Genomic DNA, 20,494 nt, shown 5'->3' on the forward strand with positions numbered 1-20,494 from the left:
GATAGCCTGCGAAAACCATGAGCAGCTACCTGCGCTACCCGCACCTGCACGGCGACCTGGTCACCTTCGTCGCCGCCGACGACGTCTGGCTCGCCCCGGTCACCGGCGGCCGAGCCTGGCGGCTCACCGACGACCGCACTCCGACGGCGAACCCCCGCTTCTCACCCGATGGCACCCGGGTGGCCTGGACGTCGACCCGCGACGGCCACCGGGAGGCCTACGTGGTCGACGTCGAGGGTGGCGAGCCCCGCCGGCTGACCTGGTGGGGGAGCAGCACGACCTCGGTCCTCGGCTGGACCGCGGACGGCCGGGTGCTGGTCGCCTCCGCCGCTCGCGAGGCGAACCTGCGCCGCCAGGTGGTGCACGCGGTCAGCCTGGACGGCTCGGTCGAGCGGCTGCCGTACGGCCCGGCCTGGGGCGTGGCCACCCGTGCGGACGGGGCCCTCGCGCTCGTGACCGTGGGCAGTCGGCCACCGGCGCTGTGGAAGCGCTACCGCGGTGGCACCGCGCCGCACCTCTGGCTGGACCGCAGCGGCACCGGGCACGAGTGGGAGCGGTTGCTGGCCGGTGAGGAGGCGTCGCTGGTCGACCCGATGTGGGTCGGCGACACGCTGGTCTTCACCAGCGACCTCGCCGCCACCTTCCCCGACCACGCCGACGAGGTCGCCAACCTCTACGCCCTCGACGTGGACACGGCCGGCGTCCTCCCGCGCCGGCTGACTTCCCACACCGCGGCCGAGGGTTACGTCCGCGACGCCACCACCGACGGCGCGCGGGTGGTCTACGCCGCGCTCGGCACGCTCTACCTGCTGCCCGCCCTCGACGGCACCCCCGCGCCGTTGGCCATCACCCTGCCGGGCAGCCTGGCCGGCCGGCAGACCCGTCAGCTGGACCCGACCAAGCAGCTGACCGAGCTGCGCCCCGACCACCGCGGCGACGCCAGTCTGGTCGAGTGGCGCGGCAAGGCGTTCTGGCTCAGCCACCGGCAGGGGCCGGCGCGGGCGCTGGTCGCGGAGTCCGGCGTCCGGGCCCGGCTGGTCCGCCCGCTCGGGCGCACCGGGTCGTCGGTCCTGGTCAGCGACGCAGACGGCGAGGACGCGCTGCACGTGCACCCGGCCGCCGGTACGGGTGAGGTGCGCCGGCTGGCTCAGGGCGAGCTCGGCCGGGTGCTGCACCTGGAGAGCGACCCCGCGGGGGCCCGGGTGGCGACGTCCTCTCACGACGGCGCCGTCCGGCTGGTCGACCTCGAGACGGGCGCCGTCCAGCGGCTGGGCACCTCGACCGAGGGCGAGGCCGAAGGGCTCACCTTCTCCCCGGACGGCCGCTGGCTGGTCTGGTCGGAGCCCCTCCGCTCCGAGGCCCAGCACCGCCTGGTGCTGGCCGACGTCGAGCAGCCCGGCGAGCCCCTCCCCCTGACCAGCGGACGCTTCGACGACACCTCACCCGCCTTCACCGCGGACGGGACCTACCTCGCCTTCCTCTCCGCCCGGACCTTCGACCCCAGCTACGACAGCCACGTCTTCGGGCTCGGGTTCAGCGCCGCCGTCCGCCCGTACCTGGTGCCGCTGACGGCGACCGCGGCCGCACCCTTCGGTCCGAGCGCGGACGGCTGGCGGCTGAGCGCGAGCCCCGACGAGCCGGCCACCGGCCGGTCGGACGCCGAGCAGCAGGACGTCGCCCCGGTCGCCGTCGAGCCCGAGAACTTCGAGCAGCGGATCGTCGCCTTTCCCGTGCCCTCGGGCAGCTACCGCGACCTGCAGGCGGCGGCCGGCGGGGTGCTGTGGATCCGCGAGCCGGGCGAGGAGACTCCGCTCGGGGCCGGTCGGGCCGGCGTCGAGGGTGACGCGCCCGGCAACGCGGTTGAGTTCTACTCCTTCGCCGACCGGGCCGTGAAGGTCCTCCTCGACCGCGCCGACAGCGCCCGGGTGAGCGGGGACGGCGAGCGGGTGGTCGTCCGGTCCAAGGACGAGGTGACCGTCCGACCGACCTCCCGGCCGGTCAAGCCGGAGGGCGGGGAGCCGGTCACGGTGGAGCTGGACCGACTGCGGTTCGAGCTGGACCCGGTGGCGGAGTGGCGCCAGATGTTCGACGAGAACGGCCGGATCATGCGCGACCACTACTGGCGTGCCGACCTGAACGGCGTCGACTGGGACGGTGTCCTCGCGCGGTACCGGCCGCTGGTGGACCGGTTGGCCAGCCACGACGACCTCGTCGACGTGCTCTGGGAGGTCGGGGCCGAGCTCAACACCTCCCACGCCTACGTCAGCCCCGTCGACCCACCCGGCGACGCGGAACGGCGGCTGGGGCTGCTCGGTGCCGACCTGAGCCCGGCGGAGGGCGGCTGGCGGATCGACCGCATCCTGCCGGGGGAGAGCAGCGACCCGCTGGCCCGCTCCCCGCTCCGGGCTGCCGGCGTCGGAGCCCAGCCCGGTGACCTGGTCGTCGCCGTCGGCGGGCGTCCGGTCGACCCCGCCGTCGGGCCGGCCGCCGGCCTGATCGGCACCGCCGACAAGCCGGTCGAGCTGACCCTGCGGTCCCCGGGCTCGACCGACGGCGACCGACGGGTGGTCGTCGTGCCGCTCGCCGACGAGGAGCCGCTGCGCTACCAGGCCTGGGTGCTCGGCCGGGCGGCGTACATCCGTGAGCACAGCGGCGGCCGGCTGGGCTACGTCCACGTCCCGGACATGATGAGCGCGGGCTGGGCCCAGCTGCACCGCGACCTGCACCTGGCCGCCGAGGCCGAGGGTCTGGTCGTCGACGTCCGCTACAACCGCGGCGGTCACACCAGCCAGCTGGTGCTGGAGCGGCTGGCCCGCCGGGTGGTGGGCTGGACGGTCGCACGACACGTCGGGGTGGCGTCGCCGTACCCGACGATGGCCCCCCGCGGCCCGGTGATCTTCGTGGCGAACGAGTTCTCCGGCTCCGACGGCGACATCGTCAACGCCGGCGCGCAGGCGATGGGGCTGGGACCGGTGGTCGGCGTCCGGACCTGGGGTGGCGTCGTCGGCATCGACGGCCGCTTCGACCTGGTCGACGGCACCGGCATCACCCAGCCGCGGTACGCCTTCTGGCTGCAGGGCTACGACTGGTCGGTGGAGAACCACGGGGTCGCCCCCGACATCGAGGTGCCGCACACCCCGGCCGACCACGACGCGGAAGCCCACGCCGACCCGCAGCTGGACCGGGCGATCGTCGAGGCGTTCGCCCGGCTGGACCAGCTGCCGGCTGCCGCGGCGCCGGTGATACCGCCTCCGCGGGTGCGCTGAGGTCAGCCACACCCGCGGGGGCCGCGCGGCGCGCCGGCCTACCGGCGGTTTCTCGGCACCCGGTCGCGGGTGCCCTGGACGATGAGGACGTCGCAGACGGCGTCCTTCACCACCGCAGCGGGCACCGTCCCGAGCATCTGACCCTCTTCGGCGCCCAGTCCTCGGTTGCCCACCACGATCAGGTTGTGGGGGTTGCCCTCGGCCGCTGACAGCAGGGCCTGGGCCGGGTCACCGGCCACCACGCGTTGCTCGATGCGGCGTACCCGGTCGGAGGTGAGGTGGCGGACGGTGACCTCGAGGGCCTGGAACGCGGCCTCCCGACCGTGCAGCTCCTTGCGGGCGCCCTCGTCCGTCGCGTCGGCCGGGCTGTAGGCGGACACCACGACGACCTGGGCGTCCGCTTCGGCTGCCACCGCATGCGCCCGGTCCACCGCGTAGAGCGAGGACGGGGTGCCGTCGGAGCCGACGACCACCTTGTCGTAGATGGTGATGGCGCGGGCGGCCCCGAGCGGCATCAGGGCCGACTCCTCGTCGTCCGGCGGCGGGTTGATCCAGAGCATGGCGATGGCCGCGCAGAGCAGCAGCGCTCCGGAGAGCATGATCGCGTTCGCGCCGCTGCCCCCGAGCAGGTGCTCGAAGATCCAGCCGAAGGTCACGTTCTGGATGAGCATCGGCACGACGATCATCATGTTCACGATGCCCATGTAGACCCCGGAGCGCTCCTTGGGGACCATGCTCGCGACCATGATGTAGGGGATGCCCAGCATGGAGGCCCAGGCGATGCCGACTCCGATCTCGGGCACCAGCAGCGCGTACTGGTTGTTGAGGTTCGCAAAGACCAGCAGCCCTACCCCGCCGAACACCAGGGCGACCGCTCCGACCCGTTTCGCTCCGAACTTCTGGGCGATGGGAATCAGGGCGAGGGCGGCGAAGATCGTGATCAGGTTGTACATGCCGTTCACCGCGCCGACCCAACCGGAGGCGGCCTCGGACACGGGTTTGGCCGGATCGGTCGAGGCGAAGGCCGGGATTTTCTCGGTCATGCTCACCGCGACGAACTGCCAGTAGACGGCCATGGCGAACCACTGGAAGAGGAAGACCAGGCCGATCTTGTGCATGCCGACGGGCATTTCGCGGACCGCACTGGAGATCTCGGCGAAGAACCCGGCCGGACCGCCCTTCTTGGCGCGCATCTCCGCCAGCTCTTCCTCGGTCGGCGGGATCTCCTTGGTGGTGAGCACCGACACGAGGACCGAGCCGATGGAGCACACCGCTCCGATCCAGAAGCAGACGTACACCCAGAACGGGATGCCGTGGTCGGTGATCCCCGTGATGAGCTTCTGGAAGATCAGCAGGGACAGGTTGGCCGACACCGCGCCGAGGCCGACGAACATCGACTGGACGAGGAAGCCGCGCGCCAGCTGGTTCTTCGGGAGCCGGTCGGAGATGAAGGCCCGATAGGGCTCCATCGCGGTGTTGTTGCTGGCGTCGAGCAGCCACATGAACAGGAACGCCGTCCAGATCGCCCCGACGAAGGGGAACAGGAACAGCATCACCATGCAGCCGAGGGCACCGATGATGAAGTACGGCTTGCGACGGCCGAACCGGCCCCAGGTCCGGTCGCTGGCGGCCCCGATCAGCGGCTGGATGACCAGTCCCGTCACCGGTCCGGCCAGGTTCAGCAGGGGTAGTTCCTCGGGCTTGGCCCCGATGAAGGTGAAGATCGGGTTCACCGCGGACTGCTGCAGCCCGAAGCTGAACTGGATGCCGAAGAACCCGAAGTTCATGAGCAGGATGGCGAGCGGCGTCATCGGTGGTTTGCGGGTGTCGCTGTCGACTTTTTGCGCCGCGATCGGGGCCTGTTCGGATACCGCCATCGGATCTCGATTCTCGGGAGTGCAGGCCTCGAGGGGCCAGTTGCCTGGCAATCTAGTGTGACCTGAGTCGCAGGCACAAGAGCCCCTCGGTGGGCGCGCTTTACGCTGTAAGCGCGGTGGACCCGGCGGGTGCGGCCTACGATGAGGCCTAGGGTCTGAGGAGAGGTGTGGGCATGGGTATCGGAACGGGCATCGTCTTGATCGTGATCGGGGCGATCCTGCTGTTCGCCCTGGACGTGAACATCCCGTTCGTCTCCGACGACACGCTCGGGATCATCCTCATCGTCGCCGGCGTCGTCACCGTCATCCTGGCGCTGGTGATGAACGCCCAGCGCGGACGGACGAGGCACATCCAGGAGAACCGCTACTCCGGTCCGCCGCCGGCCGCCTGATCCGGGCCGCGCAGGACCGATGACTTGCCGGCGGAGGCCGGGTCAGTGGTGGCATGACCGCGACCTACACGTTTGACGTCTTCACCAGCCTGGACGGCCTCGCTTCCTACGGACCCCCCGCGGACTGGGGCGGCTACTGGGGCAAGCAGGGGCCTGAGTTCCTGGCCCACCGGCTCGCGGTCTACGACGGCGACCAGCGGATGGTCTTCGGCGCCACGACCTTCGGGATGTTCCTCCAGATGCTGCCCCTGATGACCGAGGAGCGCGACGCCTGGATGGACCAGATGATCGACTGCCCCACGACGGTCATCTCCTCGACGCTGCAGGGTCCCGTGGACTGGCCCGATGCGACCGTGCTGGGCGGTGACGGCGTGGAGATCGTCCGGCGGATGAAGGAGGAGTCGGACGTACCGATCCGCTCTCACGGCAGTCTCTCGCTGAACCGCGCGCTGATGGCGGCCGGCCTCGTCGACCGGATCCAGCTGACCGTCTTTCCGGTGGTCGCGGCCCAGACCGGGGACGAGCCCGTCTTCGCGGGTGCCGGCGACTTCGACCTCGATCTGCTGGAGACCCGCACCTTCGACGGCCGCACCCAGGAGCTCATCTACCGGCCCACCCTGCGCACCTGGCCGGTTGGGCCTGATCACCGTTCCTGAGCCGTGATCGGTCTTCCTGCACGCCAGGGACAGCCGCAGCGGGCAGCGTGGTTCAGCCCTGGAAGAGCCTCGGTAGCACCAGCAGCATGATCATCGACCAGGTGATGTGGGTCAGGATCGGGGCCAGGACTCCACCGCCGGCCCGCCGCTGGAGCCCGACGACGACCCCGAGGACAGCGGCGGCGAAGACCAGCATCGGGTTGCCCCCGGCGATGGTGGCGACCGCGTAGACGATGGTCGAGATCAGCACCGGGCGCTTGCGGCCGATGGCGGCGAAGAGGGCGCCGCGGAAGAACAGCTCCTCGGCGATCCCGTTGACCAGGGTGATCACCATCAGCAGGTAGAGGTTGCCGGCCTTGGCGTAACCGAGCACGTCCTCGACGTAGGCGGCCACGGGCGGGATCTCCCGGGCCACCAGGCCACCCGCCACGAAGACGGCCCCGAGCGCCAGCCCGACCAGGACCGGGGTGATGATCGGCCGGCGTCGGGCGCCGAGGATCTGGATGTGCCCGAGGTGCAATGGCCCGGAGACCAGGCTGCCGAGCGCCCAGGTGGCCGCGAGCCCGAAGGTCAGCGGGTAGAAGGCGGGATCACCCTGCTCGGTGGCGAAGGAGAGGCCCAGCAGGGTGGCGCCGACCACCAGCGTCACCCCCACCACGATCCGGCGGTAGCGGAACGCGCGGTCGCTCTGCGCGTGGTCGCGCTCCACCTTGTCGATCAGGATCGGCCGGACGACACCCAGCGCCCGACCCAGCAGGCGGCCCCGGGTCTCGGTCACGCGTGAGCCCGCGTCTTCAGGGCCTCGGCCCGCTGGGCGTACGCCTCTTGCACCGCCTCGGTGTAGTCCATCGACTCGCCGGGCACGACCTCGTTGATCGAGTGCTCGTGCACCACGACCTCGTTGCTCATCGAGTCGATCAGGTTGCGGGCGGTCTCGGTGTCCACGTCGGTGACGAAGGCCAGCCAGTGTGAGGAGAGCCGCGGGGTCAGCAGCGGCACGGTGACCATCGGCAGCGTCCGGTTGTGGTGCAGCTTGGCCACCCGCTGCATCATCTCCGCGTAGGTCAGCACCTCGGTGCCGCCGATCTCGAAGACCCGACCGCGCGCGGCCTCCGGCTCGAGCACCCCGACGAGGTAGCGGACCACGTCGGCGAGGGCGATCGGCTGGGTCTTGGTGGTGGCCCAGCGCGGCACCACCATGGCGGGCAGGTGTGCGACCAGCTGCCGCGTGATCTCCCAGGAGATGCCACCGTGCCCGATCACGATCGCCGCCCTCAGCACCGTGACGGGGACGCCGTCGGAGGCCAGCAGCTGCTCCACCTCGCGGCGCGACTTGAGGTGGTCGGACAGGTCGGCGTCCTCGTCGCCGAGACCGCCGAGGTAGATGATCCGCTCCACCCCTGCCCGGGCGGCGGCGGCGCTGAAGTACCGGGCCGCCTCCGCGTCCTTGGCGACGAAGTCGGCGCGGTCGAGGGAGTGCACCAGGTAGTAGGCCGCGTCGACCCCGACCATCGCGCGGTCCAGACTGGCGCGGTCGCTGACGTCGGCCTCGACCGGTTCGCCGGCGCCGGCGTAGTCGTCGGGGTGCCGGGTCATGGCGCGGACGGTGTGGCCGGCGTCGACCAAGGCTGAGGCGAGGTGGGACCCGACGAACCCGGAGGCGCCGGTGACGAGCACGGTCAAAGGCATGGGGGCCTCCTGGGCCGGTGGACGGTCGCCGCGAGCCTAGCCTGAGCACCCCGGACTCCCAGACTTCTCCGTCGGGTCGGTCAGGGGATGCAGACGCGCAGCACTCCCGGCCTGATGACGGCCTCCAGGGTCCGGCACTCACCGACGACGTCGCCGTCCAGCTGGTACGGCTCGGGTTCGGCCAGCTCCACCAGCACCCGTTGGGCCTGCCAGGTGTTGACGGTGTCGCCACGCTGCTCGCGACGGGTGACCACCCGCCGCAGCAGCCGCAGCCAGTGCCGCGGCTGGTGCGGGGAGGCGACGTAGACGTCGAGGTGGCCGTCGTCGGCTTCGGCGTCCGGGATCAGGACGACGCCGCCGGGCAGGGTGCCCACGTTGCCGATCAGGCAGATCATCGCCCGCCGGCGACGAGGAGGGTCATGGTCGACCGAGATGTCCACCGGCATCGGCAGCCGGCCGAGCGCCTTGCCGGCCGCGAGGAAGTACGCCGCCGGGCCGACCTTGGACTTCAGCTTCGGATCGACCTCGTCCATGATCATCGCGTCGACTCCCACCCCGGCCATCACGGCGAAGTGCTCGCTCCGTCCGCCGTCGACGGTCAGTTCGATCAGGTCGATGTCGCGGGTACGCCCGGCGAAGGCGACGTCCAACGAGCCGGCCTCGCTCAGCGGGAGCCGGAGGTTGCGGGCCAGCAGGTTGCCGGTGCCGGCCGGGACCACGGCCATGGTCACCTCGCTGTTCGCGAGGGCGTCGGCCACGGCCCGGATGGTCCCGTCGCCGCCGGCGGCGATGACGAGATCCACACCGGCGTCGATCGCCTGCTGAGCCATCCCGTGACCGGGGTCGTCCTCGCGCGTCTCCAGCCACAGCGGCTCCAGCCAACCCGCGTCGGCCACCCGCTTCCGCACCAGGTCCGCGAACGCGTCGGAAACCTTGACCGGGTTGGCGATCACGGCGAGCTGACGGCTGGACGACTCCTGCACCTGCCGATTTTCTCAGAAGCGCTCGGTCGCCGCTGCACCCCTGGGTGTGATGTCTGCCGATCCGGACCTGGCTGAAACCACGGCTTGCTCAGCCTCGGTAGCGGCCTGGCGTGCCTCCAGCAGCTGCCGCCGGGCCGCCCGGGCCGCCTCGCGGGCCTCGCGCTCCTCGCCCTCCGCGGCGGCCAGCTCGCCGCGCAGCTCCTCGATCCGGTCCGCCAGCTCATCCGCCCGAGCTGTCGCCTCCTCCGCCTGCCGCTGCGCCTCGGCCTCGGCTCGCTGGGCGGCCTCGGCCAGCTCGCCGAGCCGGTCCCTCTGCTCCTGGAGCTCGTTCTCCCGTTCCTTCAGCTTGTCGACGGGCGGTTCTTTCGGCGCTGCCTCCACCGGCGCTGCCTCCACCGGCGGCGGCTCTGGCGCGGCTTCCGGCATGGTGAAGGGCCCGAACCCGCCGTAGCTGACGGCGGTGGTCAGCCGGCCGGCGCGTAGCTGCTCACGGGTGTCGTCGTCACCCAGAGCGGCCTGCAAGGTCTGGCTCACCTCCTGCAACGCCGCGTCCGGGGCGGTGTAGCCGTGCGCCGCCCCGAGCGTGACGGCCTGCCGGGCCAGCCGGTCGACCAACCGCCGCCGGTCCGCGGAGAGCCGTCGAAGATCTGCACCCGACCCGCGCCGCTGGGCGTCGGCCAGCGCCTCGCCCAGCTCGAGCAGCTCACCGACCTCCGACGACGCCTCCCGAGCCAGCACGTTCACCAGCCAGGCCGTCCGGGTCGGCCGCCGCAGCGCCCCGATCCGGAGGACCAGCTCGCGTTCGCGCGCCTTCCGCGCCGCCACCACCAGCGCCGTCCGCCGCTCGACGAAGTCGTCGGGTGAGCCGCCGTACAGCTCCTCGGCCGCCGCGTTCAGGTCCACGGCACCATTCTGGCCCGTCGTTGCGCCCCTTCTGCATCGTTGCGCCTCGTACACAGGGCGCAACGGTCGCTAACGGGAGCAAGGGTGTGAGCGTTGAATCGCGTGCACGTGGCCCACCGCTCAGGCGTGCAGCCCGACTGACTCCTGAGGCGCGGCGACCTCGGCGAAGTCCAGGGACATGTTGTCGATCAACCGGGTGCTGCCCACCTTGGCGGCGACGACGAAGAGGGCCGGACCGGTGTGGTCGTCAGGGACCTCGGCGAAGGTGGCCGGGTTGACCATCACGGCGTAGTCGAGCTCGAAGGCCGGCTCGAACTGGACCCGGTCGAGGATCTCGTCGGCCGCGATCCGGGCGGCGGGGACGCTGTCGGCGGTGGCGGCCTTCTCGAGGGCGGCCGCCAGGCTGCAGGCCATCGTCCGCTCGGCCGGGGTGAGGAAGACGTTGCGGCTGGACAGGGCCAGGCCGTCAGCCTCGCGGACCGTCGGCTCGCTCACCACGTCGACGCTCAGGTTGAGGTCGGTCACCATCCGCTGCACGCAGGCCACCTGCTGCGCGTCCTTCTGGCCGAACAGCGCGACGGAAGGCCGGACGAGGTGGAGCAGCTTGAGCACGATCGTGAGCACGCCGTCGAAGTGCCCCGGACGGGACGCGCCCTCCAGCACCGACCCCATCGCTCCGGCGTTGACGCTGACCTGACGACCGGCGGGGTAGAGCTCGGCGACGGTCGGGACCAGCACCAGGTCGACCCCCTCCGCGTCGCAGATGTCGAGGTCGTCCGACAGTGGACGTGGGTAGCGGGCGTAGTCCTCGTTCGGCCCGAACTGCAGCGGGTTGACGAAGATGCTCACCACCACGGCGTCGCCGTGCGCGCGCGCCGACCGGATCAGGGTGCGGTGGCCCTCGTGCAGCGCCCCCATGGTGGCGACGAAGGCGATCCGCCGGCGGCCGGCGGCCTCCAGTGCGCGGCGGGCCTCGACGAAGTCGGCGAGGGTCTGGGACACGATCACGGGGTTGCTCCTGGGGCGGCGAGAGTGCCCGGCACGGGGGAGCCAGCGGCTTTCTGGACGGGTGCTGTGGTGGTGGGGGTCGTCGTCGAGTCGAAGGTGTGCTCGGGTCCCGGGAAGGAACCCTCGCCGACGTCAGCCACGTAGGCGGCGGCCGCGTCGGAGATGGTCTGGGCCAGGTTGGCGTACTGCTTGACGAAGCGCGTCACCTTGCCCTGGCGCAGGCCCAGCATGTCCTGCCAGACCAGCACCTGGGCGTCGCAGCCCGCACCCGCCCCGATGCCGACCGTGGGGATGGCCAGCTCGGCTGTCACCTGGGCGGCGAGGTCGCCGGGCACCATCTCCAGCACCACCCCGAACGCCCCGGCCTCGGCCACGGCGTGCGCGTCCTCCAGCAGCTGGGCGGCGCCCGCACCGCGGCCCTGGACGCGGTAGCCGCCGATCCGGTGCTCGCTCTGCGGCGTGAAGCCGATGTGGCCCATCACCGGGATGCCGGCGTCGCTCACCAGCCGGATCTGCTCGGCCACCCGGACGCCGCCCTCGAACTTCACCGCGTGGCAGCCGCCCTCCTTCATGAAGCGGATGGCGGTCTGCAGGGCCTGCTGCGGGCTGACCTCGTAGGAGCCGAACGGCAGGTCGCCGATCACGAAGGCCCGCCGGGTGGAGCGGACGACGGCCCGCACCAGGGGCAGCAGCTCCTCCACCGTCACCGGCAGGGTCGAGTCGTAGCCGTACACGTTGTTCGCCGCCGAGTCGCCCACGAGCAGGCTCCAGACCCCCGCCTCGTCGAACAGGGCCGCCGTGTACTGGTCGTAGCTGGTCAGCATCGCCCAGCGCCGGCCCTCACGCTTGGCGTTGACGAAATCGGTCACGCGGATCCGACGCGGCGCTGCCGCCGACTCAGGCATGACTGGACCCATCTACTCGTTCCCCACCATCAACTCATCCGCTCGCGGATCTCCTCCGCGCGTCGCTGAACGCGCGCGCCGACCAGCAAGCCTGCTACGTATCACCAAAAATTTGGCAACTCGGGTGAACTTCCTCCCAGAGCGTTATACCCACGCCGAGCGTGGTGACCCTGGTCGGCCCTGCGGGGGATGGGGCCGGGTTGATCATTCCACTTGAACCACTGGCGTGGGCAGTGCCCCAGGCGTTGTGAAGCGCGTCACATCACGTCGTCCGACTACAGGTGAGAAAGCACCACGGCCGAGCGGGTCCGGCTGACGCCGGGGTGGTTGCGGATGACGCCGAGCACCTTCTCGAAGTGCGCGGCGTCGGCGGCCCGGACCATCAGGATGCCGTCCGCCTCGCCGGTGACGGTGTAGGCCGCACTGACCTCGGGGATGGTGCGCGCCATGTCGGCCATCCGGTCCGGTGGCACCCGACCCTCGCAGTACAGCTCGACGAACGCCTCGATCGTCCAGCCCAGCGCAGCCGGCTCGATCTCGGCTGTGAAGCGCCGGATCACGCCCTCGGCCCGCAGTCGGTCCACCCGGCGCTTGGTCGCCGCGGTCGACAGGCCGATCTGATGACCGAGTCCGGCGAAGCTCTCCCGTCCGTTCTCCATCAGTCGAGCAATGATCTTGCGATCGAGGTCATCAAGACGCAACGGAAGCACCGAATCTTCGTACACCAGCGCCCAGGCGTTGCGCAAGATCTGTCCTACGCTGACAAGATGACGTCGAGCGTGCTGGCCCGCCCCACCGCGGTGGTCCGACGGCCCTCGCCGCGGCACTACCTGATGTGTCCGCCGACGTTCTTCGACGTCAGCTACGCCATCAACCCCTGGATGCGGCCCGGCCCCGGCGTGGAGCGCGAGCTGGCGCTGGCCCAGTGGTCGGGTCTGGCCCAGAGCTACCGCGCGGCGGGGCACCGGGTGGACCTGCTGTCGCCGGTACCGGGGCTGCCGGACATGGTCTACGCCGCCAACGGCGCCACCGTCGTCGACGGATACGTGCTGCAGGCCCGCTTCGCCACAGTCCAGCGCGCGGCCGAGGCGGCGCACCACGGCGACTGGCACGCAGCCGGTGGTCGGCGGGTGACCATGCCCGAGGCGGTGAACGAGGCCGAGGGTGACTTCGCCGTCCTGGCCGACCGGCTACTCGCCGGCTACGGCTTCCGGACCAGCCCGGACGCGCACGCCGAGCTCGCCCGGCTGACCGGCCGGCCGGTCGTCAGCCTGCAGCTGGTGGACCCGTACTTCTACCACCTGGACGTCGCCCTGACCGTCCTCGACGACGCGCGCGACCACGTGGCCTACTACCCCTCGGCCTTCAGCCCCGCCAGCCAGGCCGTGCTCGCCGAGCTGTTCCCGGACGCCCTGGTCGCCGACGCCGGCGACGCCGCCTGCCTCGGGCTGAACTGCGTCAGCGACGGCCGCAACGTCTGGGTGCCGGCCGGCGCCGACCACCTCACGGGGCTGCTGGCCGAGGCCGGCTACGAGCCGCACCCGGTCGACCTCAGCGAGCTGCTGCGGGGCGGCGGCAGCGTCAAGTGCTGCACCCAGGAGATCCGACCGCGCCGTACCCACCACCCGAAAGGTCCCGCACCATGCTGACCGTCGACAGCCCCACCCGCGCCGACGCCCTGCTGCAGGCAGAAGAGCAGCACGTCGCGCACAACTACCACCCGCTCGACGTCGTGGTGAGGTCCGGTACCGGCGCGGTGCTCACCGACGTGTCCGGTCGGGAGTACCTCGACTTCCTGGCCGCCTATTCCGCGACCAACTTCGGCCACGGCCACCCGGCGCTGCTGGCGGCGGCCCGCGAGCAGCTGGAACGGGTCACGCTGACCTCGCGCGCCTTCCACCACGACCAGCTCGCGCCGTTCGCCGAGAGCCTCGCCGCCCTCGTGGGCAAGGAGATGGTGCTGCCGATGAACACCGGCGCCGAGGCGGTGGAGTCGGCGGTCAAGGTGGCCCGCAAGTGGGGGTACGAGGTCAAGGGCGTCCCCGACGGGCGGGCCGAGATCATCGTCGCCGGTGGCAACTTCCACGGCCGGACCACCACGATCGTCAGCTTCTCCGACGACCCGGACGCCCGTGACCACTTCGGTCCGTACACGCCCGGCTTCCTCACCGTCCCCTACGGCGACCTGGCCGCGCTGGAGGCGGCCGTCACCGAGCACACGGTGGCGGTGCTGCTGGAGCCGATCCAGGGCGAGGCCGGCGTCCGGATCCCGCCGCCCGGCTACCTGGCGGGAGTCCGCGAGCTGACGACCCGGCACCGGGTGCTCTTCGTCGCCGACGAGATCCAGTCCGGGCTCGGCCGTACCGGGCGCACCCTGGCTTGTGAGCACGAAGGCGTGGTGCCCGACGTCTACCTGCTGGGCAAGGCGCTGGGCGGGGGCATCGTGCCGGTCTCGGCGGTGGTGGCCGACTCCGACGTGCTCGGCGTGCTGCAGCCCGGTCAGCACGGCAGCACCTTCGGCGGCAACCCGATGGCCTGCGCCGTCGGCCGCGCCGTCGTCGGGCTGCTGGAGACGGGGGAGTACCAGGACCGCGCCACCCGGCTGGGGGTGCGGCTGCGCGACCGCCTCGAGGGCATGCTCGGCCGGGGCGTGGTCGGCGTCCGGGTCCGGGGTCTGTGGGCCGGCGTGGACATCGACCCGGCCCTCGGGAGCGGTCGAGACGTGTGCGAGGCCCTCGCCCGCCGGTTCGTGCTGGCGAAGGACACCCACGGCTCGACCATCCGGCTCGCGCCGCCGCTGGTGGTCGCCGAGGACCAGCTCGACGCCGGCCTCGACGCCCTCGACGCGGTGCTCGCCGACCTGTCGTGAGGCCGTGGGGTCCGGGCCTGTCTATCCTGAGCCCGTGACCAGAGCCGGACGGGATGCCGAGCCCAGTGACGCCGGTCCCGCCGCGCACGCCGTCGTGCCGCTGCTGGAGGACTACCTGGCCTCGGTCGCCCGACAGACGGCCGAACAGCTGGGCGAAGTCGGCGGGGTGGCGGTGACCTTCGGCTTGGGCGCGGATCCCGTCACCATCGGCGCCAGCAGCCAGCTCGCGCTCGAGGTCGACCTGATCCAGTACGAGATCGGGATCGGTCCCTGTCTGCACGCGTTGCACACCAACGAGGCGCTCTACGTCCCCGACCTCGCGGCGGACGATCGCTGGGGCGAGTACGGCCCGCGGGCCGCTGCTCGCGGGGCTGCTTCCTGCTGCTCGGTCCCGGTGCGGGTGGACGGCCAGCCGCAGGCGGTGTTGAAGGTCTACGCGCGTGAGGTCGACGGGCTGGACGCCGAGCAGCAACGGATCGCCGCGGAGGTGGCGCTCACCATCTCCGGCGGCGTCGCGTTGGCCATGCACCTCACCCGGCACGCCCGCGAGCTCGACGACCGGGCCGCGGCCATGGACCGGCGCCGGACCATCGACCTGGCGCTGGGGATGCTGATGGAGCGCAACCACACGGGAGCCGACGCGGCGTTCGACCTGCTCCGGCGCTACTCCCAGCACTACAACGTCCGGCTGCACGAAGCGGCGGCGACGGTCGTCAAGACCCACGACGAGTCGGCCAGCACCTCGACCGCCCCGTTCCTGCCCGGCCGCGGCACCTCCTGAGGGCGGCGCTCAGGCGGTCGGGTGGGCCGCGTCGTAGCGCAGGAACCGCCGCTGGACCCCCACCACCACGCTGAGCAGCACCATGCAGGTCAGGCCACCGACCAGGGCGGCCCACCCCTCGCCGAACCAGCTCGACTCCGAGCCGAGGACGAGGTCGCCGAGCCGCGGCCCGCCCGCCACCACGACGATGAAGACGCCCTGCAGGCGGCCGCGCATCTGGTCCGGGGTCGCAGACTGCAGGATCGTCTGGCGGAAGACCGAGCTGACCGAGTCCGAGGCGCCGGCCAGGGCCAGGAAGACCATCGCCAGCACCAGCGCGGTCAGCAGCGCGGTGGCCGGACGGGTGTCGCCGACCACCACCAGCACCACCCCGAACGCGGAGACGGACGCACCGAAGGCGAGGATCGCGCCGACGATGACCTTGGCCTGCGCCCGGATCCGCACCAGCCCGCCGGAGAAGACCAGACTCAGCACCGCGCCGGCCGCGTACGCCGCGCTGAGCAGACCGGTGGTGGTGGCCCCGCCGCCCAGGAACAGCACGCCGACGGCCGGGAAGAGCACCCGCGGCATGGCGAAGATCATCGCGATCAGGTCGACGACGAAGGTCATCCGCACGTTCGGCCGGGTGGCGAGATAGTGCAGACCTTCGACGATGGAGGCGAACCCGCGCTTGGCCGGTGGGCCGTCGCCGCCGTCGGAGGCGGCCGTGACCGGCGGTAGGTCAGGCAGCCGCCACAGGGCCCAGAGGGCGAACGTGAAGAGCAGCGCGTCGATGCTGTACGCGGGCCCGAAGTCGGCGACAGCCACCAGTACCGCCCCGATCAGCGGCCCCACGGTGAGCGCGATGTTGGTCTCGATGGTGGTCAGCACGTTCGCCGACGGCAGCAGCCGCGGCTCCACGAGCCGCGGGATGATCGAGCTGCGGGCCGGGTTGTTGATGGCGAAGCCGGCCGACTGCACCGCCACCAGGGCGTAGAGCAGCAGCACGGAGTCGACGTGCAGCCAGGCCTGGACCGCCAGCCCGATCGTCACCAGCCACAGCCCGAACGAGGAGTACAGCGCGACGCGCCGCCGGTCGTACGCATCGACCAGGGCGCCCCCGTACAGCCCCAGCAGCACCAGCGGGACGAGCGCGCAGATGCCCAGGACGCCGACCGACAGCGTGGAGGCGGTGATCCGGTACACCTGCAGGCCCACCGCGACGACGGTCAGCTGGGAACCGAGGTTGGAGATGCCCAGCCCGATCAGCAACCGCCGGAACGGGGGGCTGGCGCGGAGGGGGGAGAGGTCGAGGAGCAAGGCCATGCTGACGCCCAACCTACGTCGGACGGTCCGGGGGAAGCCGGTGGGGTGGAGGAGCCCCGTTAGGGTGTCGGCGTACCCGATCCCCGCTCGCTTGAGGAGAACCACCCGTGACGACCGTCATCACCTTCGGCACCTTCGACGTGCTGCACGTCGGGCACGTCCGCGTGCTGAACCGGGCCGCGGCCCTGGGTGACCGGCTGGTGGTCGGGGTTTCCTCCGACGCGCTGAACTTCGCCAAGAAGGGTCGCAACCCGGTCTTCGACCAGGACGAGCGGACCGAGATCGTCTCCAACCTCAAGGTCGTGGACGCCGTCTTCGTCGAGGAGAGCCTGGAGCAGAAGCGGGAGTACGTGCTCGAGCACCGAGCCGACATCCTCGTCATGGGCGACGACTGGGCCGGCAAGTTCGACTTCCTGAACGACGCCTGCCGGGTGATCTACCTGCCGCGGACCCCCTCGGTCTCGACCACCGCCATCATCGAGCACATCTCGAGCACAGCCGGCGGCTGAAGCACCGACCTGTCAGCCTCGATGGTCCCCGGAGCGACCACCGACGCTGACAAGTCGGTCAGAGATCAGCGACCGAGGAGGTCGTCCGCGGCGTCCTTGACCTCGCCGACGGCCTGCTTGCCGTGGCCGCCGACCTGGTCGGCCTGGCCCTCGGCCTGCAGGTCCGCGTTGTCGGTCGCGTCGCCCGCCTTCTCCTTGGCGGCGCCCTTCAGCTCGTCGAGCTTGCCCTCGATCTTGTCGCCCAAGCCACTCATGTGGTGCTCCTTCCGCTGACGACGCGACGGGTTCGCGTCGACCTGGACGCCCTCCCGGGCGCCAGAAGCCAACTATGCTCCAGGGATGCCAAGGCGGTGCGCCACCCTGCCCACGGTAGAGCCTCGGGGTTTACGTAGTAAATGCCCGGGGAGGTGTCGAGGATGACCGGAGACCCAGGCGACACGTCGGGACCGACGACAGCCTCACCGCGCAGGAAACCGGCCGGACCGGAGCGGGTCAACACCCCCGGCGGTCGCCGGGCCCTCGACCAGGTAGTGATCCTCAAGGCGGCGGTGGACTTCATCGACCAGCACGGGCGCGAACGGCTGACCATGCGTCGGCTCGGGGCCACGCTGGGCGTCGAGGCGATGGCCCTCTACCGCTACGTCCCCGGCCGCGACGAGCTCTTGGACGGGGTCGTCGAGGTGGTGATGGACGAGCTCTACACGATGACCATCGGCCGCGGCCGGCCGGCGACCTGGCAGGAGTTCCTGCAGCAGCTGGCCCACGGGGTCCGGGCGATCTCCATGGAGCACCCGAAGATCTTTCCGCTGGTGGCCAGCCGACCTCCGGCCGCGCCCTGGCTGCGACCGCCGCTGCGCAGCCTGCGCTGGGTCGAGGGGTTCCTGGAGGGCCTCGAGCACTACGGCTTCGGCGGGACGGAGAGCGTCCGGATCTACCGCTCGTTCTCGACCTTCCTGCTCGGCCACCTGCTGCTGGAGTCGGCCGTCTACGCCGTCGAACCACGCACGCTGCCGGCGGCGGACCTCGAGTTCGTCGAGAGCAGCGACCTCGCGCTCTACCCGCGGCTGATGGCCCTGTCGCCCCAGCTGTCCCTGGACAACTTCGACAACGAGTTCGAGGACTCGTTGGAGGAGATGATCCAGCGGGTCTCCGTCGCCGACTGAGCCCTCTAGAGTTGCCGGGTGAACGAGGAGCCCGACGCCGATCCGGGCGACGGCCGCGACGAGTCGATGAACGAGCGGCTGGACCGCAACTGGGGCGAGATCCTGCAGGAGCTGCGCGTCACCCAGACGGGGACCCAGATCTTCACGGGCTTCCTGCTGTCGGTCGCGTTCCAACAGCGCTTCGGCTCGCTGTCACCGTTCCAGCGGCACACCTACCTGGTGCTGGTGCTGATCGCCGTGCTGACCACCGCGATCGGCCTCGCGCCCGTCAACCTGCACCGCAGCGTGTTCCGGCGGCACGCCAAGCTGATGGTGGTCACGGTCGGCCACCGGGTGCTGCGGACGATGCTGTTCGGGGTCGGCCTCCTGCTCGTCGGCTCGGTGCTGTTGATCTTCGACGTCGTCGCGAGCCGGACCGCCGCGGTCGTGGCGGCAGCGGCCGTCGCCGTCGTCATCGGCGCGATCGCCGTGCTGCCCCGGCTGCTGCGCGCGCAGGTCGCCGTTCGGTGACCGAGGTCCGGGTCGGCACCTCGGGCTGGAGCTACGACCACTGGGAGCACGTCCTCTACCCACCCGGGCTCCCGGCCCGCGACCGGCTGGGCCGCTACGTCGGAGCGTTCGACACCGTCGAGCTCAACGCCAGCTTCTACCGCTGGCCACGGGAGGCGACCTTCGCGTCCTGGCGCCGGCGGTTGCCCGAGGGCTTCCGGCTGAGCGTCAAGGCCCCGCGCGGACTGACCCACGCCAAGCGGCTGTACGCCCCGGAGGCCTGGGCCGAGCGGATCGCGGCCTGCTGGCACGAGCTGGGCGAGCGGCGCGGCGCGCTGCTGGTGCAGCTGCACCCCGGCCACGAGCGCGACGACGCCCGCCTGGGCTACTTCCTCGGCCGGCTGCCGTCCTGGATCCGGGTGGCGGTGGAGTTCCGGCACCCGAGCTGGGTGGACGAGCGGGCCTTCGACCTGCTGGCCGAGCGCGGCGCGGCGTACTGCGTGATGAGTGGCGCCCGGCTGCCCTGCGTGCTGCGGACGACCACCTCGTGGGCGTACGTACGCCTCCACGGCCCCGACCACGACCGCCTCTACGCCGGCAGCTACGCCGAGGACGACCTGGCCTGGTGGGCGGCGCGGATCGGGGAGTGGCGCGCGGCCGGGCAGGACGTCTACGCCTACCTCAACAACGACGGCCACGGCCACGCCGTCCGCAACGCCTCCCGGCTGGGGGAGCTGCTCAGCTGACCGGCGCCTCGGGCGGAGCCGTGGCGGACCCGGCGACGGCCAGCAGGATCAGGGCCGCCCCGATCACGCCCAGCACGCCGGGGCGCTCGCCGAGCACGATCGCTGCGAGCACGGCCGCGGTCACCGGCTCGAGCAGGGTGGCCACGACAGCCGCGCTGCCCGCGACGGTCCGCAGCCCGGCGTAGAGCAGGCCGTACGCGACCGCGAGGGTCATCACCCCGAGGTAGCCCAGCAGGCCGACCACGACCGGATCGCTGCTGACGTACGGGGCACCCGCGAGCAGACCCAGCGGAAGCAGCCCCAGCGCTCCCGCCGACGAGGTCACCGCGGTCAGCGCCAGCGGGCTGGTGGTGCCGGCCAGCGGTCGGCCCAGCGCGGTGGCCAGGGCGTAGGTCGCCCCGGACGCGACGGCCAGCCCGACGCCGAGGAGCGGCCGAGGCCCGGTGACCGACAACCCGGCCGCCGCGCTGACCAGCACCAGTCCGCCGAGGGCCGCGACCAGGATGAGCAGCTGGGTCCGGTCCGGCCTCCGCCCGGTCGTCACGCTCTCGGCGAGGGTCAGCAGCACCGGGGCCAGCCCCAGGGCGACCACGGTCGAGACGGTCACGCCGACTGCGACCACCGCCCCGAAGTAGAGGGCCTGGTACGCGCCGGTGCACAGCCCCACGGTGACTGCGGTCCACGGGCGCTGCCGCAGCAGTCGGCGCAGCTCGGGTAGTCGCCGCAGCGCGAGCAGCATCACCAGCAGGACCACGGCCGCGAGGAGCATCCGCCAAGCGCTGATCGTGAGCACCGACATCGGGGTGCGCTCACGGATCAGCTGGACCGCGAGCCCGCCGGTGCCCCACAGGACGCCGGCGAGGGAGATCTGGGCCAGCCCGCGACGGCTGGTCACGGGCAGCAGCCTAGAGCGAACGAGACAAGGTGTAGACCTGGGTCCTGAGTACAGGACC

Annotated in this window: 21 protein-coding genes; 10 read left to right on the plus strand and 11 right to left on the minus strand. The window is 71.7% G+C overall.

Annotated features, from left to right (window positions below; translation table 11 throughout):
* Positions 1 to 17 precede the first annotated feature (17 nt).
* The gene (locus ACFE7W_RS10050; RefSeq protein WP_375424626.1) at positions 18 to 3,266 is read left to right on the plus strand and encodes a S41 family peptidase; all 3,249 of its coding nucleotides are present in this window, start codon (positions 18 to 20) and stop codon (positions 3,264 to 3,266) included.
* A gap of 38 nt (positions 3,267 to 3,304) precedes the next feature.
* Here ACFE7W_RS10050 and ACFE7W_RS10055 read toward each other — a convergent pair whose 3' ends face one another.
* Positions 3,305 to 5,143 carry an MFS transporter gene (locus tag ACFE7W_RS10055; protein WP_375424627.1) on the minus strand — a complete coding sequence of 613 codons (1,839 nt, stop codon included), beginning with the start codon at positions 5,141 to 5,143 and terminating at the stop codon, positions 3,305 to 3,307.
* A 173-nt stretch (positions 5,144 to 5,316) separates the two neighbouring features.
* On the opposite strand from ACFE7W_RS10055, the gene ACFE7W_RS10060 reads away from it, so the two are divergent.
* Together ACFE7W_RS10060 and ACFE7W_RS10065 are read left to right on the plus strand one after the other, a co-directional pair.
* Positions 5,317 to 5,535, plus strand: a complete 219-nt coding sequence (locus ACFE7W_RS10060; RefSeq protein WP_375424628.1) for a hypothetical protein — start codon at positions 5,317 to 5,319, stop codon at positions 5,533 to 5,535.
* A gap of 53 nt (positions 5,536 to 5,588) precedes the next feature.
* Positions 5,589 to 6,191: a dihydrofolate reductase family protein gene (locus ACFE7W_RS10065; RefSeq protein ID WP_375424629.1), complete on the plus strand. Its 603-nt coding sequence runs from the start codon at positions 5,589 to 5,591 to the stop codon at positions 6,189 to 6,191.
* 52 nt (positions 6,192 to 6,243) lie between these two features.
* Here ACFE7W_RS10065 and ACFE7W_RS10070 read toward each other — a convergent pair whose 3' ends face one another.
* The 7 genes from ACFE7W_RS10070 to ACFE7W_RS10100 form a co-directional block, all read right to left on the minus strand.
* The gene (locus ACFE7W_RS10070; protein ID WP_375424630.1) at positions 6,244 to 6,969 is read right to left on the minus strand and encodes a lysostaphin resistance A-like protein; all 726 of its coding nucleotides are present in this window, start codon (positions 6,967 to 6,969) and stop codon (positions 6,244 to 6,246) included.
* The gene (locus ACFE7W_RS10075) at positions 6,966 to 7,880 is read right to left on the minus strand and encodes an NAD(P)H-binding protein (protein ID WP_375424631.1); all 915 of its coding nucleotides are present in this window, start codon (positions 7,878 to 7,880) and stop codon (positions 6,966 to 6,968) included. Before ACFE7W_RS10075 ends, ACFE7W_RS10070 begins: the two co-directional genes overlap by 4 nt.
* An 80-nt stretch (positions 7,881 to 7,960) precedes the next feature.
* Positions 7,961 to 8,863, minus strand: a complete 903-nt coding sequence (locus ACFE7W_RS10080) for a diacylglycerol/lipid kinase family protein (protein WP_375424632.1) — start codon at positions 8,861 to 8,863, stop codon at positions 7,961 to 7,963.
* A gap of 12 nt (positions 8,864 to 8,875) precedes the next feature.
* Positions 8,876 to 9,766: a hypothetical protein gene (locus tag ACFE7W_RS10085; RefSeq protein ID WP_375424633.1), complete on the minus strand. Its 891-nt coding sequence runs from the start codon at positions 9,764 to 9,766 to the stop codon at positions 8,876 to 8,878.
* Positions 9,767 to 9,886: 120 nt separating this feature from the next.
* Positions 9,887 to 10,774 carry a pantoate--beta-alanine ligase gene (gene panC, locus ACFE7W_RS10090; protein ID WP_375424634.1) on the minus strand — a complete coding sequence of 296 codons (888 nt, stop codon included), beginning with the start codon at positions 10,772 to 10,774 and terminating at the stop codon, positions 9,887 to 9,889.
* Positions 10,771 to 11,643: a 3-methyl-2-oxobutanoate hydroxymethyltransferase gene (gene panB / locus ACFE7W_RS10095; RefSeq protein WP_375424635.1), complete on the minus strand. Its 873-nt coding sequence runs from the start codon at positions 11,641 to 11,643 to the stop codon at positions 10,771 to 10,773. Before panB ends, panC begins: the two co-directional genes overlap by 4 nt.
* A gap of 311 nt (positions 11,644 to 11,954) precedes the next feature.
* Complete coding sequence (locus ACFE7W_RS10100) at positions 11,955 to 12,404, minus strand: Lrp/AsnC family transcriptional regulator (RefSeq protein ID WP_375424866.1); 450 nt, start codon at positions 12,402 to 12,404, stop codon at positions 11,955 to 11,957.
* Between the two features lie 42 nt (positions 12,405 to 12,446).
* Between ACFE7W_RS10100 and ddaH the strand changes: the two genes are divergently transcribed.
* Genes ddaH through ACFE7W_RS10115 form a run of 3 tightly spaced genes read left to right on the plus strand, consistent with a single transcriptional unit; the run spans position 12,447 to position 15,329 of the window.
* On the plus strand, positions 12,447 to 13,328 hold the full coding sequence (gene ddaH, locus ACFE7W_RS10105; protein WP_375424636.1) for a dimethylargininase: 882 nt from the start codon (positions 12,447 to 12,449) through the stop codon (positions 13,326 to 13,328).
* Complete coding sequence (gene rocD / locus ACFE7W_RS10110) at positions 13,322 to 14,548, plus strand: ornithine--oxo-acid transaminase (protein WP_375424637.1); 1,227 nt, start codon at positions 13,322 to 13,324, stop codon at positions 14,546 to 14,548. Before ddaH ends, rocD begins: the two co-directional genes overlap by 7 nt.
* Positions 14,549 to 14,582: 34 nt before the next feature.
* Positions 14,583 to 15,329, plus strand: coding sequence for an ANTAR domain-containing protein (locus tag ACFE7W_RS10115; RefSeq protein WP_375424638.1), 747 nt, complete (start codon positions 14,583 to 14,585; stop codon positions 15,327 to 15,329).
* Between the two features lie 9 nt (positions 15,330 to 15,338).
* Here ACFE7W_RS10115 and ACFE7W_RS10120 read toward each other — a convergent pair whose 3' ends face one another.
* Positions 15,339 to 16,634: an MFS transporter gene (locus ACFE7W_RS10120; protein ID WP_375424639.1), complete on the minus strand. Its 1,296-nt coding sequence runs from the start codon at positions 16,632 to 16,634 to the stop codon at positions 15,339 to 15,341.
* 107 nt (positions 16,635 to 16,741) lie between these two features.
* On the opposite strand from ACFE7W_RS10120, the gene ACFE7W_RS10125 reads away from it, so the two are divergent.
* On the plus strand, positions 16,742 to 17,143 hold the full coding sequence (locus ACFE7W_RS10125) for an adenylyltransferase/cytidyltransferase family protein (protein WP_375424640.1): 402 nt from the start codon (positions 16,742 to 16,744) through the stop codon (positions 17,141 to 17,143).
* A gap of 65 nt (positions 17,144 to 17,208) precedes the next feature.
* On the opposite strand, the gene ACFE7W_RS10130 is transcribed toward ACFE7W_RS10125, so the two are convergent.
* Positions 17,209 to 17,397: a CsbD family protein gene (locus ACFE7W_RS10130; protein WP_375424641.1), complete on the minus strand. Its 189-nt coding sequence runs from the start codon at positions 17,395 to 17,397 to the stop codon at positions 17,209 to 17,211.
* A 162-nt stretch (positions 17,398 to 17,559) separates the two neighbouring features.
* Between ACFE7W_RS10130 and ACFE7W_RS10135 the strand changes: the two genes are divergently transcribed.
* From ACFE7W_RS10135 to ACFE7W_RS10145, 3 genes are read left to right on the plus strand one after another with little or no spacing between them, the layout of a single operon-like run.
* The gene (locus tag ACFE7W_RS10135) at positions 17,560 to 18,306 is read left to right on the plus strand and encodes a TetR/AcrR family transcriptional regulator (RefSeq protein ID WP_375424642.1); all 747 of its coding nucleotides are present in this window, start codon (positions 17,560 to 17,562) and stop codon (positions 18,304 to 18,306) included.
* An 18-nt stretch (positions 18,307 to 18,324) separates the two neighbouring features.
* Positions 18,325 to 18,816, plus strand: a complete 492-nt coding sequence (locus ACFE7W_RS10140) for a DUF6328 family protein (RefSeq protein WP_375424643.1) — start codon at positions 18,325 to 18,327, stop codon at positions 18,814 to 18,816.
* Positions 18,813 to 19,541, plus strand: a complete 729-nt coding sequence (locus tag ACFE7W_RS10145) for a DUF72 domain-containing protein (protein WP_375424644.1) — start codon at positions 18,813 to 18,815, stop codon at positions 19,539 to 19,541. The genes ACFE7W_RS10140 and ACFE7W_RS10145 overlap by 4 nt, the downstream gene beginning before the upstream one ends.
* Here ACFE7W_RS10145 and ACFE7W_RS10150 read toward each other — a convergent pair.
* Positions 19,534 to 20,436, minus strand: a complete 903-nt coding sequence (locus ACFE7W_RS10150) for a DMT family transporter (protein WP_375424645.1) — start codon at positions 20,434 to 20,436, stop codon at positions 19,534 to 19,536. The genes ACFE7W_RS10145 and ACFE7W_RS10150 overlap by 8 nt on opposite strands.
* Positions 20,437 to 20,494 lie beyond the last annotated feature (58 nt).

This window comes from uncultured Friedmanniella sp., assembly GCF_964244285.1.
Classification (GTDB): Bacteria; Actinomycetota; Actinomycetes; order Propionibacteriales; family Propionibacteriaceae; genus Microlunatus.